Raw genomic sequence first — 16880 nt, 5'->3', positions numbered from 1 at the left:
GGACCTGCCAGTCGGGCCGGAAAGCCTTATTGCCGCTGAGCTTTCCGTTGACTTGAGCCCCGCGCGCGGCTTTCTACCAGCCCCATGATCGAGAAAAATTACCAGCCCGCCGATATCGAAGCCCGCATGTCCATCGTCTGGGAGGACAGCCTTGCCTTCAAGGCTGGCCGCCCCGACCGCCGTGACGCGGTACCCTTCACCATCGTGATCCCGCCGCCGAACGTGACGGGCTCGCTGCACATGGGCCACGCCCTCAACAACACGCTCCAGGACATCCTGTGCCGGTTCGAGCGCATGCGCGGCCGCGACGTGTTGTGGCAGCCCGGTACCGACCATGCCGGCATCGCCACCCAGATGGTGGTCGAGCGCCAGCTGATGGAGCGCCAGCAGCCCGGCCGCCGCGAGATGGGCCGCGAGAAGTTTTTGGAGCGGGTCTGGAAGTGGAAAGCCGAGAGCGGCGACACCATCATCAACCAGCTCAAGCGGCTGGGTGCGTCCTGCGACTGGTCGCGCGAGCGCTTCACCATGGACGAGGGCCTGTCCAAGGCCGTCGTCAAGGTGTTCGTCGAGCTGCATCGTGACGGACTGATCTACAAGGACAAGCGGCTGGTGAACTGGGACACCAAGCTGCTCACCGCGATCTCCGATCTCGAGGTGCAGCAGACCGAGGTCAAGAGCAGCCTGTGGTATCTGCGCTATCCGATCGAGGGCAAGGTTTTCAGCCCCGAGGATCCCGCGACCTTCATCGTCGTCGCCACCACGCGCCCCGAGACCATGCTCGGCGATACCGGCGTCGCCGTGCATCCCGACGACGAGCGCTATCAGAAGCTGGTCGGCAAGAACGTGATCCTGCCGCTGGTCGGCCGCAAGATTAAGATCGTCGCCGACGACTACTCCGACCCGGAGAAGGGTTCGGGCGCCGTGAAGGTGACGCCGGCGCATGACTTCAACGATTTCGAGGTCGGCAATCGCCACGGCCTGCGCCGCATCAGCGTGCTCGACAAGGAAGGCTGCCTCGATCTCCTCGACAACGAGGATTATCTGCGCGGCCTGCCGGAAGGCGCCTCGCAATTCGCCGAGGAGTTCAACAAGGTCGATCGCTTCGCGGCGCGCAAGCGCATCGTCGAGCGGCTGGAATCGTTCGGCTTCGTCGAGCGGATCGAGCCACATACCCACATGGTGCCGCACGGTGATCGCTCCGGCACGGTGATCGAGCCCTATCTCACGGACCAATGGTACGTCGACGCCAAGACACTGGCCAAGCCAGCGATCGCCGCGGTGCGTTCGGGCGAAACCACCTTCGTGCCGAAGAATTGGGAAAAGACCTATTTCGAGTGGATGGAGAACATCCAGCCCTGGTGCATCTCGCGCCAGCTCTGGTGGGGTCATCAGATCCCGGCCTGGTATGGTCCGGACGGCAAGGTCTTCGTCGCCGAGACTGAGGAAGAGGCCGTCAGCCACGCGCTCGGCTATTACGTCGAGCAGGAGGTCATCACGGCCGAGCAGGGCCGCGAGATGGCGCTCGACCGCAACAAGCGCGAAGGCTTCATCACCCGCGACGAGGACGTGCTCGACACCTGGTTCTCCTCGGCACTGTGGCCGTTCTCGACGCTCGGCTGGCCCGAAGATGCGCCGGAGGTGAAGCGCTATTATCCGACCAATGTGCTGGTCACAGGCTGGGACATCATCTTCTTCTGGGTCGCCCGCATGATGATGATGGGCCTTCACTTCATGAAGGAGGCGCCGTTCTCGACGGTCTACATCCACCGCCTCGTCCGTGACGAGAAGGGCGCCAAGATGTCGAAGTCGAAGGGCAACGTCATCGATCCGCTCAATCTGATCGACGAATACGGCGCCGATGCTCTCCGCTTTGCGTTGGCACGCGAGGCGGCCCATACGCATGACATCAAGCTGTCGTCGCAGCTTGTCGAGATCAATCGCAATTTCGCGACCAAGCTCTGGAATTCCTGCCGCTTCGCCGAGATGAACGAGTGCGTCGTGCCGGAAGGTTTCGAGCCGGCGAAGGCCAAGGAGCCGCTGAATCGTTGGATCGCACACAAGGCCGCAGAGGCCACGCGCGAGGTGACCGAGGCCCTTGAAGCGCATAGCTTCAACGAAGCCGCGAGTGCGATGTATCGGTTCGTCCTGAACATCTATTGCGACTGGTACGTCGAGCTCGCAAAGCCTGCGCTCCTCGGCGCAGACGGTCCGCTCAGGGCTGAAACCCGCGCCATGGTGGCCTGGGCGCGCGACGAGATTTTGAGGCTGCTGCACCCCTTCATGCCCTTCATCACTGAAGAGCTGTGGGAGGTGACGGCCAAACGCGACGGCCTGCTCGCGTTGGCAGAGTGGCCGCTGAAGCCGTCCCAGCCGACGCCGGAGCAACTCGCGATGCTGGCGGCCGCGGCCGGTCCGACCGATCCGCTGATCTCTCCGATCCTGATCATGCCGATCTTCGACCATGCCGACTTCAGCGATCCCAAGGCGGAAGCCGAGATCGGCTGGGTGATCGACCTCGTCACCCAGATCCGTTCGGTGCGCGCCGAGATGAACATCCCGCCGGCAACGCTGACGGCGCTGGTGCTCGCAGGTGCTTCGACTGAGACGAGGGAACGCGCGCCGCGCTGGACCGACGTCATCAAGCGCATGGCGCGGCTCTCCGACATCTCCTTCGCCGATCGCGCGCCTGATGGCGCCGTCCAGCTCCTCGTGCGCGGCGAGGTCGCGGCGCTGCCGCTGAAGGGCGTCGTCGACGTCGCCGCCGAGCGGACCCGCCTCGACAAGGAGATCGGCAAGGCCGATGCCGACATCAAGCGCGCCGAGTCGAAGCTCGCGAACGAGAAGTTCGTCGCCAACGCGGCCGAGGAGGTCGTCGAGGAGGAGCGCGAAAAGCGTGAAGCCGCGCTTGCCCGCAAGGCCAAGCTGCTGGAGGCGCTGGAGCGGCTGAAGCAGGCCACCTAGGCCTCTTGGGCCTATTTCGGAAACGGCTTGCTGAGGAATTTCGAGCCCTTGACGCCATAGCGCCAGGGCAGCTCGACGGCCTTGGTGATGCCGATCCGAATGCCGGTCGCGACCTCGAATTCCTCCGTCCGCGCATGTAGCGCTATCGGCGGCCGGTCCAGCGGCAGGGCGTTGTGCGCAATGGTGATGCCGAGCGCCTCGGTCAGTTTGCCTGGGCCCGAGCACAGCGCGTGCACATCGACCGCATGGCGGCGGCGGCGCATCGCCGCGAGACCATGCGTCGGCTCCAGCGCACGGATCAGCACGGCAGCGGCCGAGCCTGCCTCCTCGCAGACGAAGTTGACGCACCAATGGATGCCGTAGGAACGGTAGACATAGGCGAAGCCGGGCGGGCCGAACATGATCTGGTTCCGCGGTGTCGGGCCGTTGTAGGAGTGTGCCGCCGGCTCGGTATGATGATAGGCCTCGACCTCGACGATGATCCCGCCGACGCCGTCGACGAGCATCGTCGCACCGATCAGATCGGGAGCGACCTCTTGGACGCTGCGGCCGAAGAACGCGCGCTTCAGGGCCTTGCCGAGCCGCGGTGTGGAGGCTTTCGAGACTGGAGCCATTCGAGGTGAGAATCGCTTGAGAACAGAGCAGGATAATGCCCATATCTGCCATGTTCCCTGAAGCGGCGCGAGCCGGGTTGCAGCAGGCAAGCAGACCGATTAGGTAGGACCTGAACAGACCGGACAGATCATGGTCGTTATTGTCGACACTATCTCGAACCCGTTGCGCCCGCGTCACCCCGAAAAGGTGAATCGCCCTGATTCCGCTTCGCCGCCGAAGCCGGACTGGATCCGCGTGCGCGCGCCCAACACCCGCGGCTATGCCGACACCCGCAACATCGTGCGCGCCAACGGCCTGCACACGGTGTGCGAGGAGGCGGGCTGCCCGAATATCGGCGAGTGCTGGGACAAGAAGCACGCGACCTTCATGATCATGGGCGACACCTGCACCCGGGCCTGCGCCTTCTGCAACGTCAAGACCGGCATGCCCAATGCACTGGATGCAGCTGAGCCCGAGAATGTCGCCGAGGCCGTCGCCAAGCTCGGCCTTGCCCATGTCGTCATCACGTCCGTCGACCGCGACGATCTCGCTGATGGCGGCGCCGAGCATTTCGCCCAGACCATCCGCGCGATCCGGGCTGCGTGCCCCTCGACCACGATCGAGATCCTGACGCCGGACTTCCTGCGCAAGGAAGGCGCGATGGAGGTCGTCGTTGCGGCGAGGCCCGACGTCTTCAACCACAATCTCGAGACCGTGCCGTCGCGCTATCTCACGGTGCGGCCCGGCGCGCGCTATTTCCATTCGATCCGGCTGTTGCAGCGGGTCAAGGAGCTCGATCCCACCATCTTCACCAAGTCCGGCATCATGGTCGGGCTCGGCGAGGAGCGCCACGAAGTGCAGCAGGTGATGGACGATCTGCGCTCGGCCGACGTCGATTTCCTGACCATCGGGCAATATCTCCAGCCGACCCGCAAGCACCACGCCGTGATGCGCTACGTGCCGCCGGACGAGTTCTCGTCCTACGAGAAGGTCGCCTACACCAAGGGCTTCCTGATGGTGTCGGCAAGCCCGCTCACCCGCTCGTCGCACCATGCCGGCGAGGATTTTGCCAGACTGAAGGCCGCCCGGGCCGCGACCGCTCGCTGAACCGCCATGCCCAAATTTTCGAGCAAGCGCCGTGTCGATCACAGCGCGTCCGAGATGTACGATCTGGTCGCCGACGTCGAGCGCTACCCGGAATTCGTGCCGCTGTGCAGCGCGCTGAAGATCCGCCAGCGCATGGCGAAGCCTGATGGCACCGAGGTGCTGGTCGCCGACATGACGGTGTCGTTCAAGCTGGTCAAGGAATCCTTCACCAGCAGGGTGACGCTCGATCGCGCCAATCTGAAAATCCAGGTCGAATATCTGCAAGGTCCGTTCAGTAACCTCGAAAATCGCTGGACGTTCGAGCCCAAAGGTGAGGGCGTCTGCGACGTCGGTTTCTACCTCGCCTACGAGTTCAGGAGCCGCATGCTGGCGATGCTGATGGGCTCGATGTTCGATGCCGCGTTTGCGCGGTTCTCCATTGCGTTCGAGAAGCGCGCAGATGCGATCTACGGCCGGCCGAAGCTCGCGTCGTCTTGATCGTCGGACGGTTACAAGAGGTTTGGCTGAGGAGGCTGCTCCCACATGCGCGTGTTGGTGACCAACTGTGCCATGCGCGGCCGCTCCGGCTCGGAGATCGTGACGATCGATCTTGCCTCGGGACTTCAGCGGCGCGGCCACGAGGTCGCGGTGTTCGCACCATTGCTCGGGTCAAATGCCGAGATCCTGCGGCGGCGCGGCGTCCTGGTGACGGACCGGCCAGAGGATGTCCCGTGGATTCCCGATGTCATCCATGGTCACCACAACCACGTTCTGACATCCGCCCTGGCGTGCTTCCCCGAGACGCCCGGGCTCTTCGTCTGCCATTCCACGGCTTACTGGTTCGATGGCCCGCCACGCCTGCCGCGCGTCAAGCGGCTCTGTGCTGTCGATGAAGCCTGCCGTGCACGCCTGGTCGCGGAGACGGGTTGTCCAAGCGACGACGTCGTCCTCTTGATGAATGCGGTCGACACGGATCTGTTCGTGCCGCGAGGGCGGCTTCCTGAAAGACCGGCGCGGGCACTGTTGCTCACCAAGAACACCGAGCATATCGCCGCAGTCCGCGATGCGGCGCGTGGGTCCGGCCTTGTGCTCGACGAAGTCGGCAGCGCGTTCGGCCGCGAGATCGACGACTTGCACGCACAGCTGAGGAACTACGATCTGGTATTTGCGACTGCGCGAATGGCGCTCGAGGCGTTGGCTGTCGGCTGCGCCGTCGTCGTCGTCGATGGACGGGGCCTTGCAGGGCTCGCGACCGCAGCCACGGTGGATGCCTGGCGTGTCAGGAATTTTGGCGTGAGCGTGCTGACGCGCGCGGTGACCGCGGATGCGATCAGCGCCGAGATCGCGCGCTACGATGCAGCCGACGCAATGAAGGTATCCGAGCGCATCCGCGAGGTGGCAACATTGTCGGCCTATCTCGATCAGGTCGAAGCACTGCACCGCGAGGTCGCCGCGTTGCCACGCGACGTCAATTCCAGGGAGGACCTCCGGGCGACCGGCAGTTTCGCGGCGCAATGGCTGCGGCGGCTCGGCGAAGGGACAATCCCCGAAAACTTCGATACCCTGCTGGCGGCAAACGAGTTTGCGGCCGAACATGGCGCCGTCGTCGATGAAAATGCCCGGCTTCGCGGCGAAATTTTCGCGCTCCAGCAGGAGTTGGAGAAATCGGCGTCGCGGCCAGGCATCTTGCGGCGTCAGGCAGCCGTTTGGCGCCGGCGTCTGTTTGGCCGTATATAGGCGCGTCGCACCGCTACGTGGCCCGTGAGGAGGGATCGAGTTGACCTCGATGCAAGGACAGCATTGCGTCATCGCGGATGATGTCGTGATGGGTGAGGGCACCCGCATCGGTAATTTCGTGTTCATCCGCGAAAATACCATCATCGGGCGCGGTTGCGTCATCGGCTCCTACCTCGACATCGAAGGCGATGTACGGATCGGCAACTTCGTCTCGCTGCAGAGCGGCTGTTACATCACGCGAGGTGTCGTGATCGAAGACGAGGTTTTTTGCGGCCCCCGCGTCATCACCATGAACGACAAGCGTATCACCCATCGACGGCCATCCATGACCTTCGCGCGCGCCGCGCCGCGGATATTGCGGGCCGCGCGCGTCGGCGGTGGCAGCGCGCTGTGTCCGAACGTGGTCATCGGCGAAAACGCGTTGGTTGGGGCCGGATCGGTCGTGACGCGGGACGTCCCCGATCGTGCCATCGTTGCCGGCAATCCGGCGGTCGTGATTGGACGCGTTCCCGAGAACGAGATCATCTAGACTGGTCGATTTGGCGATCAAGGTCCTCGCGGTCAATCTCAATCCACCGCCTTCACCACATCAGGCGGCTGCGAAGCGTAATACGCCGCGGCCGCTTCGATCTCCTGCGGCGTCATGGCGCGCGCGATGTTGCGCATCTGCTGGCTGATGTCGTTGCGGCGGTCGCCGGCCGCGAAGGCCTGGAGCTGCACCTTCAGATAGGCCTCTGACTGGCCTTCGAGCCAAGGGCTGCCAGTCTTGTTGTCGAGGCTGCCATGGCAGGCGCCGCAGGGCGCGATGCCGCGCATCGGCGCGCCGTAGATCACGATGTTCGGCTTCGGCAATTGCGGCGTCGGGTGATAGGCCGGAAGCCGCGGCAGATAGGCGTAGTAGTTGGAGAGATCAGCGATCTCCTCGTCCGTCAGGTTGACGGCGAACGGCGACATCACCGCATTGGTGCGCGCACCCGAGCGGAAATCGTGCAGCTCCTTGTAGATCACGGCGGCGTACTGGCCGGCGAGGTTCGGCGAGTCCGCGCGGCTGATGCCGGTCGGGCCGTGGCAGATCGCGCAGCGCTGCGCCAGCGTCGCGCCGCGGCCGATCGCCTCCTGGCTTGGGCGCGACAACGTGCGCGAGGTCAGCACGACCTCCGACAGGCGTTTTGCCTGTTCGGGCGCAGTGACGTTCGCCGCGCGCTGCGGCACACCGGCGGCGCTGCAGATCGCATCCCAGACGTTGGCGAACTGGACCCAGGGCTGCGCGAAGGGCAGCACGATGAAGCCGGCAATCCCTGTCACGACGAGAATGCCGGCGATGACGCCCACGCCGATCGTGAAATGCCGATTGCTGAACGTGAAGAGGTCGCGCGTGCTCATCACTGCGCTCCCACATAGACGGCCGGCACTGACGTGCCCGCGCCCAGCGCCAGATTCAGGATCGGATAGCCGTAATTGGTGATCGTGAGGACGATCATCAACGCCACCCACAGCGCGTGCGTGTTGAGCGCCACCGGCACGGTCGCCGACTGGTGCACGGCGATCGCAAAGCGGTAGGGGCCGGCATCAACCTTGGGCGTACGCATGCCACGCGCGAGGATGACGATGAACATGATGCCCGAGGTCAGCAGGATGAAGCCGCCGATCGCCGAGAAGGTCACGGACAGCGCCTGCGGCGCGATGGCGGGATCGCCGAAGTCGAAATAGGCCATGCGGCGCGGCATGCCCAAAATGCCGACCCAGTGCCACGGGAAGGTGGTGACGATCATGCCGACGAACCACAGCCAGAGCTGGGTGCGGATCAGGCGGATATCGATCAGCTCGCGCCCGGTCAGATGCGGCCACAGATCATAGGCGATGGCGAAGTACATGATGACGATGGCGCCACCAAAAATCAGGTGGAAATGGCCGGTGATCCACTGCGTGTTGTGAATGGAGGCATCGAGCTGATAGCTCATGTTGATGAGGCCGCCGGCGCCGCCGAATCCGAGCATCACGAACGAGAACGCCAGCGCCAGCATCATCGGATTGTCCCAGGGCAGGGCCCTGATCCAGCCGAACATCCCGCGGCCGCCGCGCAGGCGTGCCGCAATCTCGACCGAGGCGCAGATCGTGAACACGGTCAGCAGCGTTGGCAGCGCGACCAGCGCCGTGAAGGCCGAATGGATGAATTTGAAGCCGGCGCCGACTTGCGGATCAGCAAAAGTGTGGTGCATGCCGATCGGCATCGCCACCACCAGGAACAGGATGAAGGAGATCCGCGCCATGCTGTCGGAATAGACACGGCCGCCGATCGCGCGCGGCACGATGGTGTAATAGGCGATGTAGGTCGGCATCAGCCAGAAATAGACGATGGCGTGCAGCGTCCAGGAAAAGAAGATGCGCGCAAGACCGGCATCGATCGTATTCTTCAATCCTGCCGCCACGGGAATGATCTGGAGCAGCAGCTCGAGCGCGGCGCCGACCGCGGTCCAGGCCCACAGATACGAGCCCGCGACATTGGCGTACATCGCCAGCGGCACCGGCGCTCCGGGATGGGCCTTGCGCCAGACGCGCAGATTGATCGACATCAGCGCGACCCAGATCCAGGAGCCGACCACGACCAGCACGACGCCGAGATAGTAGAAGACGTTGCCGATCAACGGCGGATAAAACGTGTAGAGCACCGAGGCGCGGCCGAGCGCGATCGGGATCACCGCCATGACGCTGCCGATCACGATCAGCCAGAATCCGGTCCAGGCCCAGCGCACGCCGACCAGGCGCTGCTCCAGCGCGGACTCGCTGATGGCATAGCCAAAACCCATCGCGACGAGTGTTGGAAAGACGTAACCCATGACCGTGCCATGCGCGGTCAGCGAACGGTAATACAGCTCGGGATTGGACAGCCACGTGCCGATCGGGCTGCGGATGAACATCTGCCAGGCGCCGAGCGTCAGCGCCACGCCGAACACGGCGAAGGCCAGCCAGAAATGAGCGAGGATGAGCTTCCTATTGACCAACACAGCTCAGCCTCCCGCCAGCCTTCGCGCGATTGGCGAAGTCGGTCTTGTCGATCACCCTGACCTTGCCCCACATGCCCTCATGCCCGAAGGAGCAGAATTCCTGGCAGGGCATCAGATAGTCGCCTGTCTTCGTGAACCGCATCAGCTGCTCGGAGATGTAACCCGGCACCAGCATGGTGTTGACGTTGGTACCCTGGATCAGGATGCCATGCACCACGTCGGCGCTGGTGGCGCGCAAGGTGATCGGCGTGTCCGCGGGCACCACGATGCAGGCCGGCGTGAAGGAATATTGCTGGCCAATCGCGCGCACGGTGACATTGCCGTTGGCTTCCAGCACGCTGCCGAGATTGCTCTCGACGAACTCGCCGGAGAGATGGATCCGCGACGGATCGGTGGTCTCGACGCGCGGCTGCGGCATGGTCGCGCGATGAATGCCGGCGAACGCCGCCAGCAGCGCCATCCCCACGACAATGATCACGGCAATGGTGGCCCAGCGTCGCTCGACGCGGGCCGCGACCTCGACGCTGCGATGGGCTTGCTCAGAGCTCATTGCAACGATCCGCGCGGCAGGAAGACGAACAGATAGAACGCGAACCACATCGCGACCACGCAGGCCGTGGCGATGCCGGCGACCACGATCGCTCCTGACGGTCCCTGTGCAACGACCTCCTCGACGGCCTGGTCGGCGGCGGCTGGGCTGGTCGGCGGGTCGGAATTGAACATGGCTTGTCTCAGTTCAGCGGTGCGGAGCGGAGCTCGTTGGCCTCGCGCGCCGAGACCGGCGTGCCGCGATTGCCCCAGGCGGTGCGGATGTAGGAGACGACGGCGGCGACCTCGTTGTCGGAGAGGAGGCCGGCGAAGGGCGGCATGCCGTAGGGCATCGGATTGCCCTTGGTGCCCGGCGGATAGCCGCCATTGAGCACCATGCGGATCGGATTGACCGCCGATTGCATCTCGATCGACTGGTTGTTGGCGAGCGGCGGCCAGTGCGGCGGCTTGCCTTCGCCCTGCGTGCCATGACAGCTCGCGCAGTTCTTGTCGTAGACGGTCTTGCCGAGGCTGATCAGCAGGCTGCTCTCGGTGGTCGGCAGCACCGAGCTGGCCGGCGCCGGCGAGGAGCCTTCGGCGATGCCCTTGAGGTACACCGCCATCGCCCTGGTGTCCTCGTCGTTGAGATATTGCAGGCTGTTGTGCACGACCTCGGCCATCGGACCGTAGACCACACCGCGCGTGGAGACGCCGGTCTGGAGCAGATCGGAGATGTCCTTGATGCTCCAGTCGCCGAGGCCCGCTTCACGATTGGAGGTGAGCGAGGGCGCGTACCAGTTCTGCATCGGGATCAGGCCGCCCTTGAAGGCGTCCGATTGCGAGGTGCCGCCGAGTGCATTGATCGGCGAATGGCACATGCCGCAATGGCCGAGGCCTTCGACCAGATAGGCGCCGCGATTCCATTCCGCTGATTTCTTCGAATCCGGCTTGAACTCGCCCTCGCTGAAGAACAGCGTGCGCCAGCCGAGGATCAGCTGACGGTTGTCGTAGGGAAAGCGCAGCTCGTGCGGCTTGTTCTTCTGATTCACCTGCGGGATCGAGCGCAGATAAGCAAAGATCGCATCGCTGTCGGCGCGCGTGACCTTGGTGTAGGACGCAAACGGCATCGCCGGATAGATCAGCCCGCCATCGGGGAAGCGGCCATTGTGCATGGTTCTGTAGAAATCGTCCGCGCTCCACTTGCCGATGCCGGTCTCCGGATCGGGCGTGATGTTGGAGGTGTAGATCGTTCCGAACGGGGTCGGCATCGGGCGCCCGCCGGCAAACAGGCGGCCCTCGGCCGCGGTATGGCAGGCCGTGCAATCGCCGGCACGGGCGAGATATTCGCCGCGCGCGATGACGTCGTTGGTCTTGTCCTGCGCCTGCGCAACCGTGGTGAGAGCGGCAACAGCGAGGAGCGTGATCAACAGTCTTGAGCCCATCATGCGCCTCGTCAGTTGGGCTGGCTGCCGCAGCCGAACGGCAGCGCGTATGTGCCCTTCGGTACGGGGGCCGGATTGGCGGGGGCAGGCCGCGTCGCGAGCCAGGCCGCGACCGCGGTGACGTCGGCCTCGGTCAAATGGCCGGCGACAAGCTGCATGCAGTCGGGCGATTTCGCCGTGCGGGTGCCGTAACGCCAGGCGCCGAGTTGGGCGCTGACATAGTTGGCGCGCAGGCCGAGCAGGCCGGGAATGCCGGGCTGCATGCCCGTGAGGCCCGGGCCGTGGCAGCTCACACAGGCCGGGATGTTGCGGCCTGCATCGCCGCTGGTGGCGAGCAGCTCGCCCTGAGCGAGGACTTCCTTGCTGACCTCGCTCGGCGCGGGCTGCGGTAACGGGGGGTGCTCGCTGGCAAAATACTCCGCCATCGCCTCCAGATATGGATCGGGCAGAAACTCCAGGAGATAGTTCATCGGCGGGTATTTGCGCCGGCCGCTGCGGAAGGCGAGGAGCTGATTGTAGAGATAGCCGGCGGGCTTGCCGGCAAGGCGCGGGAAATAGACGTCGCTGGTGCCTTCGCCCTTGTTGCCGTGACAGGGCGTGCAGGCTTCCACCCGCGCCGCCATGGTATCGGGCGGCTGGCTCGGGGTCTGGGCGACGGCACCATTAAAGGCGACCAAGGTGGCAACGGCGATTGCCGGAGCAGTGTAGCGAGCGAACACGCCGCCCTCCAGAAAACAGGACCGGGTTGATTCCTGGCCGCAACGTAGAGCCGCATTATTACGCCAATATCTTCCTGCGCAAGACAGGACAGCTGCGATGACGTTTGGTCGCGCCTGCACATTTGCGATCCTGATCCAATTCGACAAGATTTGCGTGCTTTTTGATAAGCAGACATGACGCTGTGTTCTCGCGGCAATTGTCGCCCGAGCTCTGCTTCGTCGCATCGCCCTCAGATGTCAGAGGGCGCAGGGAAGACCGGGTGCCGACTGGCACCCACGGTCCACTGTGCGAAGCGTGCGCTACGAAAAGCGTGCACAGCGGCATACAGGTGAAGCCCAACATCCGAATTTCGGTAAAGTGGAATATTTTCACGCACGCGGATTGACCCGCCGGCTGGGTGTTTTGCCCGTCGGGCAACGCAAGGGATTGTGGTGCGTGGGGTGGATTAGCCGAAGGCGTAATCCACCTCTTTGATCTCCGCGGAGACAGCAGTGGTGGATTACGCTTCGCTAATCCACCCTAGGGGCTACGAAGCAGGTCTCATCCCCGCGGCGAGCGCGGCGGCCTGCGCTTGGCCACATGCCGACGCGGGGAACGGGTCACGCGCGGGCGCAGGCGGCTTGCCGCGGCGGCGCGCGGCTTGGGCTGGGCCTTCGGGCCGCGGGCGAGATCCATCAGCATGCGCAGCGCCTCGACGACGGAGCGCTGACGGACGGTCGTGCGGCCGATCGCGCCGAAACGATGCTCGCGATGGACGATGCGGCCGTCGCGCGCGGCGACCGCAAAGTGCACGAGGCCGACCGGCTTGCCGGGGGTGGCGCCGCCGGGGCCGGCAATGCCGGTGATGGCAACGGCGAGATCGACGCCCGCACGCTCCAGCGCGCCGACCGCCATTGCGATCGCGGTCTCCTTGCTGACGGCGCCGAAATTCGTCAGCGTGCTCGCCTCGACGCCAAGCATCGCGCGCTTGGCGTCGTTGGAATAGGTGACGAAGCCACGGTCGATGACGTCGGAGGAGCCGGGGATGTCAGTCAGTGCGCCTGCAACGAGGCCGCCGGTGCAGGACTCCGCGGTCGCGATCGTCAGCTTGCGCATCCGGCACAGATCCAGCAGCGAGCGGGAGAGGGCGCGTGCGTCGCTGCCGGCCATGATCTAGGCGCTCCAGGTCTTCTCGTTAAACGGAAGACGGATGGTGGCGCTCGCAGTGGCCGCGATGCCTTCCTCGCGGCCGGTGAAGCCGAGCCGCTCGCTGGTCGTCGCCTTCACCGCGACGCGGGAGATGTCGACGCCGGAGATCTCGGCGATGCGCGCGCGCATGATGTCGCGCAAGGGGCCGATCTTCGGCCGCTCGCAGATCATCGTCACCTCGAGATTGGCGATGCGGCCGCCGCGCTGGGTGACGCGCTCGATGGCATATTTCAGGAACTGGTCGGAAGAAGCGCCCTTCCACTTCGCATCGCTCGGGGGAAAGTGCGAGCCGATGTCGCCGTCGGCGAGCGCGCCGAGGATGGCGTCGACCAGCGCATGCAGGCCGACATCGCCGTCGGAATGGGCGAGGAAGCCTTTGGTGTGCGGCACGCGCACGCCACAGATCATGAGATGGTCGCCTTCGCCGAAGGCATGAACGTCGTAGCCCGTGCCCGTCCTGATGTCGCCAAGCAGGCTGGCCAGGCGCGCTTCCTCGCGCACGAAATCCTCGGGGGTGGTGAGCTTCATGTTGGCAACATCGCCTTCAAAGGTTGCAACCGTCAATCCCGCCCATTCGGCAATCGCGGCATCGTCGGTGAAATCGCTGCGGCCGTCCTTTGCCGCGCGACGATGCGCCTCGAGGATGATGTCGAAACGAAAGGATTGCGGCGTCTGCGCGATTCGCAGGCGCGCGCGGTCCGGCGTGTCCTCGACATTGCCGTTCTCGCCGGTGATCTTGATGGTGTCGGTCACAGGCACGGCCGGGATCGCAGCGCCGGTACGGCTCGCCGCATCGATCGCGCGCGAGATCACACCTTCCGAGACAAAGGGACGTGCGGCGTCGTGGATCAGCACGATATCCGGCTTGTGCTTTGCGAGCGCTTCGAGACCGGCGAGCACGGAGGCCTGCCGGGTCGCACCGCCGCTGGTCGGCGCCTCGTGCTTCAATCCTGCGACTGCTGCCGTGAACATGGCGCTGTCGTCGGGGTTCACCACCGGTTGCACGGCGAACACATCGGCGTGACGGCTGAAGGCTTCCATGGCGCGATAGATCACAGGCACGCCGCCGATCTCCCGATATTGCTTGGGACCACCGGCGCCAGCGCGCAAGCCGCGTCCGGCCGCGACGAGAACGACTGCGGTGCGCTGTGATTTCGCCATAGGACTCAAATACTCAGTTGGTGATGAAGAGAGTCTGGGAGTGGGGTGATTGCCGCATGCCTCTAGCACGGCAGGCCCGCAAAAAAAGGGGGTTTCCCCGGATTGTGGGATTCAGCATTTTGCTGCACTGCACTTGAAAGATTTGCAGAACTGGTTAAAGTGTAGGCATGACGCTTGACTGCACAAGAATTGTGCGCAAGATAGGTCATGGCAGTCGCGATGAGGCGCTGCCTACTTGATGAGACCACTGTGACCGGCCCGGCAGGATCAGGCTCCAAGCCCTTGAAAATAGGCGATATTGAGGTCACCACCCCGGTCTTCCTGGCACCGATGTCGGGAGTGACTGACTCACCCGTCCGACGGCTGGTCGCCGAGCTCGGCGCGGGTCTGGTCGTGTCCGAGATGACCGCGAGCGATGAGCTCGCCAATGGCCACCGGATGTCGCGGTTGCGCTGCGAAGCGACCGGGATCGGTCCGCACGTGGTCCAGCTCGCCGGCTGCGAAGCGCATTGGATGGCCGAAGGCGCCCGGATTGCCGAGGCTGATGGCGCCGACATCATCGATATCAACATGGGCTGTCCGGCCCGCCACGTCACAGGCGGCCAGTCGGGCTCGGCCCTGATGCGCGACCTCGACCATGCCGTCAGCCTGATCGATGCGACCATCGCGGCGGTGAAGGTGCCGGTGACGCTGAAGATGCGGCTCGGCTGGGACGACCTCACCCGCAACGCGCCGGAGCTGGCGCGGCGCGCACAGGCCGCGGGCATCAAGCTCGTCACCGTTCATGGTCGCACCCGTTGCCAGTTCTACAAGGGCGAAGCCGATTGGGATGCGATCCGCGCCGTGCGCGAGGCGATCTCGATCCCGCTCATCGTCAATGGCGACATCACATCCTACGAGAAGGCGCTTGCCGCGTTAGCGGCCTCTGGCGCCGATGCCGTGATGATCGGCCGCGGTGCGCAGGGCCAGCCCTGGCTGCCCGGCCAGATTGGCCGCCGCCTTATGGGCGGGGCGGCGGAAGCCACCCCGTCACTCGAGACGCAGCTGCATTACGTCCGCACGCTCTATGAGGGCGTGTGCGCGCTCTACGGCCTGCGCGTGGGCCTCAAGCATGCGCGCAAGCATCTGGGCTGGGCGCTCGACGTCGCCGCCGACGTCAGCCGTGCGCCGGCCGAGAAGCTGAAGGCCTGGCGCCAGACCATTCTTACGTCCGAAGATCCGCGTCGCGTTCACCATTCACTGCAAGATGCCTTCGACGACTTCGCATGGAGCGCTGCTGCATGAGCTCGGCTGCTGAACATCGTCGGCCGCTTCCGACCGACAGCGACGCGATCCTGGACGCTTTGCCCAATCCCGTGCTCCTGATCGGGCCGGACGGCAAGATCGTCGGCGCCAACATCGCAACTGAAGCCTTCTTCGATATCTCGACGCAGTTCCTGAAGCGGCAGTCGCTGAAGGAGCTGGTCCCATTCGGCAGCCCCTTGCTGGCGCTGATCGACCAGGTGCGATCGTCGAACTCGCCGGTCAACGAATATAAGGTCGATCTCGGCACGCCCCGCATGGGCGGCGACCGTCAGGTCGATCTGCACGTCGCCCCGCTGACGGAGCGGCCCGGCCATATCGTGGTGATGCTCCAGGAGCGTTCCATCGCCGACAAGATGGACCGCCAGCTCACCCATCGGAGCGCCGCGCGCTCGGTGATCGCGCTGGCAGCCATGCTCGCGCACGAGATCAAGAACCCGCTCTCAGGGATTCGCGGCGCCGCGCAATTGCTGGAGCAGCAGGCTTCCTCCGAGGACCGCATGCTGACGCGGCTGATCTGCGACGAGGCCGACCGCATCGTGACGCTGGTCGACCGCATGGAGGTGTTCGGCGACGAGCGACCCGTGGTGCGCGGCCCCGTCAACATCCATTCCGTGCTCGATCACGTGAAGCGGCTGGCGCAGTCGGGCTTTGCCCGCAACATCCGCTTCGTCGAGGATTACGATCCCTCGCTGCCGCCGGTGCTGGCGAACCAGGATCAGCTGATCCAGGTGTTTCTCAATCTCGTGAAGAACGCCGCCGAAGCCCTGATCGACGTTGCCGACGGCGAGATCCAGCTCACCACGGCGTTCCGCCCCGGCGTTCGCCTGTCAGTCCCCGGTCAAAAATCCCGGGTATCCCTGCCGCTTGAATTCTGCGTGAGGGACAACGGACCAGGCGTGCCCGACGATCTTCTGTCCAATTTGTTCGATCCCTTCGTCACCACCAAGCAGACCGGCTCTGGCCTCGGTCTTGCTCTGGTCGCCAAGATCGTCGGCGATCACGGGGGCATCATCGAATGCGAATCTCAGCCGCGCAAGACCACCTTCCGCGTGCTGATGCCGATGTACTCCACATCGGTCAAACATCCCGATCTAAGCAGTCGCGACGGCTCTGCCGGGAAGTCGTCGTCTGCATCTCAGGGGGCAAAATGAGG

Annotated in this window: 16 protein-coding genes; 7 read left to right on the top strand and 9 right to left on the bottom strand. The window is 64.6% G+C overall.

Translation table 11 applies throughout. From position 1 onward, the window contains the following. Positions 1 to 84 precede the first annotated feature (84 nt). Positions 85 to 2961, top strand: a complete 2877-nt coding sequence (locus BMW89_RS28350) for a valine--tRNA ligase (RefSeq protein WP_092031343.1) — start codon at positions 85 to 87, stop codon at positions 2959 to 2961. Positions 2962 to 2972: 11 nt separating this feature from the next. On the opposite strand, the gene BMW89_RS28345 is transcribed toward BMW89_RS28350, so the two are convergent. Further along, the gene (locus BMW89_RS28345; RefSeq protein WP_092031338.1) at positions 2973 to 3575 is read right to left on the bottom strand and encodes a DNA-3-methyladenine glycosylase; all 603 of its coding nucleotides are present in this window, start codon (positions 3573 to 3575) and stop codon (positions 2973 to 2975) included. Positions 3576 to 3705: 130 nt separating this feature from the next. Here BMW89_RS28345 and lipA point away from each other — a divergent pair, with 130 nt between their 5' ends. Genes lipA through BMW89_RS38595 form a run of 4 tightly spaced genes read left to right on the top strand, consistent with a single transcriptional unit; the run spans position 3706 to position 6907 of the window. Continuing rightward, complete coding sequence (gene lipA / locus BMW89_RS28340) at positions 3706 to 4662, top strand: lipoyl synthase (protein ID WP_092031334.1); 957 nt, start codon at positions 3706 to 3708, stop codon at positions 4660 to 4662. A 6-nt stretch (positions 4663 to 4668) separates the two neighbouring features. Beyond that, a complete protein-coding gene (locus tag BMW89_RS28335; RefSeq protein ID WP_092031330.1) occupies positions 4669 to 5139 on the top strand; it encodes a type II toxin-antitoxin system RatA family toxin in 471 nt (156 codons plus the stop codon). A gap of 45 nt (positions 5140 to 5184) precedes the next feature. Further along, on the top strand, positions 5185 to 6378 hold the full coding sequence (locus tag BMW89_RS28330) for a glycosyltransferase (RefSeq protein ID WP_092031327.1): 1194 nt from the start codon (positions 5185 to 5187) through the stop codon (positions 6376 to 6378). Between the two features lie 49 nt (positions 6379 to 6427). Next, a complete protein-coding gene (locus BMW89_RS38595) occupies positions 6428 to 6907 on the top strand; it encodes an acyltransferase (protein ID WP_283805337.1) in 480 nt (159 codons plus the stop codon). Between the two features lie 38 nt (positions 6908 to 6945). Here the strand turns inward: BMW89_RS38595 and BMW89_RS28320 are convergent, their stop codons facing one another. The 8 genes from BMW89_RS28320 to BMW89_RS28290 form a co-directional block, all read right to left on the bottom strand. Beyond that, positions 6946 to 7761 carry a c-type cytochrome gene (locus BMW89_RS28320; RefSeq protein WP_177196375.1) on the bottom strand — a complete coding sequence of 272 codons (816 nt, stop codon included), beginning with the start codon at positions 7759 to 7761 and terminating at the stop codon, positions 6946 to 6948. Further along, entirely contained in the window at positions 7761 to 9383 is a 1623-nt protein-coding gene (locus tag BMW89_RS28315; protein WP_092031315.1) for a b(o/a)3-type cytochrome-c oxidase subunit 1, read from the bottom strand. The genes BMW89_RS28320 and BMW89_RS28315 overlap by 1 nt, the downstream gene beginning before the upstream one ends. Then, positions 9370 to 9933 carry a cupredoxin domain-containing protein gene (locus tag BMW89_RS28310; protein ID WP_092031311.1) on the bottom strand — a complete coding sequence of 188 codons (564 nt, stop codon included), beginning with the start codon at positions 9931 to 9933 and terminating at the stop codon, positions 9370 to 9372. Before BMW89_RS28310 ends, BMW89_RS28315 begins: the two co-directional genes overlap by 14 nt. Then, on the bottom strand, positions 9930 to 10106 hold the full coding sequence (locus tag BMW89_RS38105; RefSeq protein ID WP_007610286.1) for a hypothetical protein: 177 nt from the start codon (positions 10104 to 10106) through the stop codon (positions 9930 to 9932). The genes BMW89_RS28310 and BMW89_RS38105 overlap by 4 nt, the downstream gene beginning before the upstream one ends. Before the next feature lie 8 nt (positions 10107 to 10114). Beyond that, positions 10115 to 11356, bottom strand: coding sequence for a cytochrome c (locus BMW89_RS28305; RefSeq protein WP_092031307.1), 1242 nt, complete (start codon positions 11354 to 11356; stop codon positions 10115 to 10117). A gap of 8 nt (positions 11357 to 11364) precedes the next feature. Next, complete coding sequence (locus BMW89_RS28300; RefSeq protein WP_177196374.1) at positions 11365 to 12072, bottom strand: c-type cytochrome; 708 nt, start codon at positions 12070 to 12072, stop codon at positions 11365 to 11367. Between the two features lie 541 nt (positions 12073 to 12613). Next, positions 12614 to 13222 carry a CinA family protein gene (locus BMW89_RS28295; RefSeq protein ID WP_092031304.1) on the bottom strand — a complete coding sequence of 203 codons (609 nt, stop codon included), beginning with the start codon at positions 13220 to 13222 and terminating at the stop codon, positions 12614 to 12616. A gap of 3 nt (positions 13223 to 13225) precedes the next feature. Continuing rightward, positions 13226 to 14422, bottom strand: coding sequence for a bifunctional 2-C-methyl-D-erythritol 4-phosphate cytidylyltransferase/2-C-methyl-D-erythritol 2,4-cyclodiphosphate synthase (locus BMW89_RS28290; RefSeq protein WP_092031300.1), 1197 nt, complete (start codon positions 14420 to 14422; stop codon positions 13226 to 13228). A 282-nt stretch (positions 14423 to 14704) separates the two neighbouring features. Here BMW89_RS28290 and dusB point away from each other — a divergent pair, with 282 nt between their 5' ends. Continuing rightward, positions 14705 to 15706, top strand: coding sequence for a tRNA dihydrouridine synthase DusB (gene dusB / locus BMW89_RS28285; RefSeq protein WP_092031297.1), 1002 nt, complete (start codon positions 14705 to 14707; stop codon positions 15704 to 15706). Next, complete coding sequence (locus BMW89_RS28280; RefSeq protein WP_092031688.1) at positions 15703 to 16878, top strand: two-component system sensor histidine kinase NtrB; 1176 nt, start codon at positions 15703 to 15705, stop codon at positions 16876 to 16878. Before dusB ends, BMW89_RS28280 begins: the two co-directional genes overlap by 4 nt. The last annotated feature ends 2 nt before the right edge of the window (positions 16879 to 16880 follow it).

This window comes from Bradyrhizobium sp. OK095 (assembly GCF_900109945.1).
Classification (GTDB): domain Bacteria; phylum Pseudomonadota; class Alphaproteobacteria; order Rhizobiales; family Xanthobacteraceae; genus Bradyrhizobium.
The sequence above is the reverse complement of the archived record's forward strand: the minus strand, read 5'-3'. Positions and strand labels throughout refer to the sequence as shown.

What these genes read in the sequence shown, in the direction of transcription:
- BMW89_RS28310 (WP_092031311.1), bottom strand. Translation starts at nt 9,933, where the DNA reads ATGAGCTCTGAGCAAGCCCATCGCAGCGTCGAGGTCGCGGCCCGCGTC.
- lipA (WP_092031334.1), top strand. Translation starts at nt 3,706, where the DNA reads ATGGTCGTTATTGTCGACACTATCTCGAACCCGTTGCGCCCGCGTCAC.
- BMW89_RS38595 (WP_283805337.1), top strand. Translation starts at nt 6,428, where the DNA reads ATGCAAGGACAGCATTGCGTCATCGCGGATGATGTCGTGATGGGTGAG.
- BMW89_RS28350 (WP_092031343.1), top strand. Translation starts at nt 85, where the DNA reads ATGATCGAGAAAAATTACCAGCCCGCCGATATCGAAGCCCGCATGTCC.
- BMW89_RS28335 (WP_092031330.1), top strand. Translation starts at nt 4,669, where the DNA reads ATGCCCAAATTTTCGAGCAAGCGCCGTGTCGATCACAGCGCGTCCGAG.
- BMW89_RS28320 (WP_177196375.1), bottom strand. Translation starts at nt 7,761, where the DNA reads ATGAGCACGCGCGACCTCTTCACGTTCAGCAATCGGCATTTCACGATC.
- BMW89_RS28290 (WP_092031300.1), bottom strand. Translation starts at nt 14,422, where the DNA reads ATGGCGAAATCACAGCGCACCGCAGTCGTTCTCGTCGCGGCCGGACGC.
- BMW89_RS28345 (WP_092031338.1), bottom strand. Translation starts at nt 3,575, where the DNA reads ATGGCTCCAGTCTCGAAAGCCTCCACACCGCGGCTCGGCAAGGCCCTG.
- BMW89_RS28330 (WP_092031327.1), top strand. Translation starts at nt 5,185, where the DNA reads ATGCGCGTGTTGGTGACCAACTGTGCCATGCGCGGCCGCTCCGGCTCG.
- BMW89_RS28295 (WP_092031304.1), bottom strand. Translation starts at nt 13,222, where the DNA reads ATGGCCGGCAGCGACGCACGCGCCCTCTCCCGCTCGCTGCTGGATCTG.
- BMW89_RS28305 (WP_092031307.1), bottom strand. Translation starts at nt 11,356, where the DNA reads ATGATGGGCTCAAGACTGTTGATCACGCTCCTCGCTGTTGCCGCTCTC.
- BMW89_RS28280 (WP_092031688.1), top strand. Translation starts at nt 15,703, where the DNA reads ATGAGCTCGGCTGCTGAACATCGTCGGCCGCTTCCGACCGACAGCGAC.
- BMW89_RS38105 (WP_007610286.1), bottom strand. Translation starts at nt 10,106, where the DNA reads ATGTTCAATTCCGACCCGCCGACCAGCCCAGCCGCCGCCGACCAGGCC.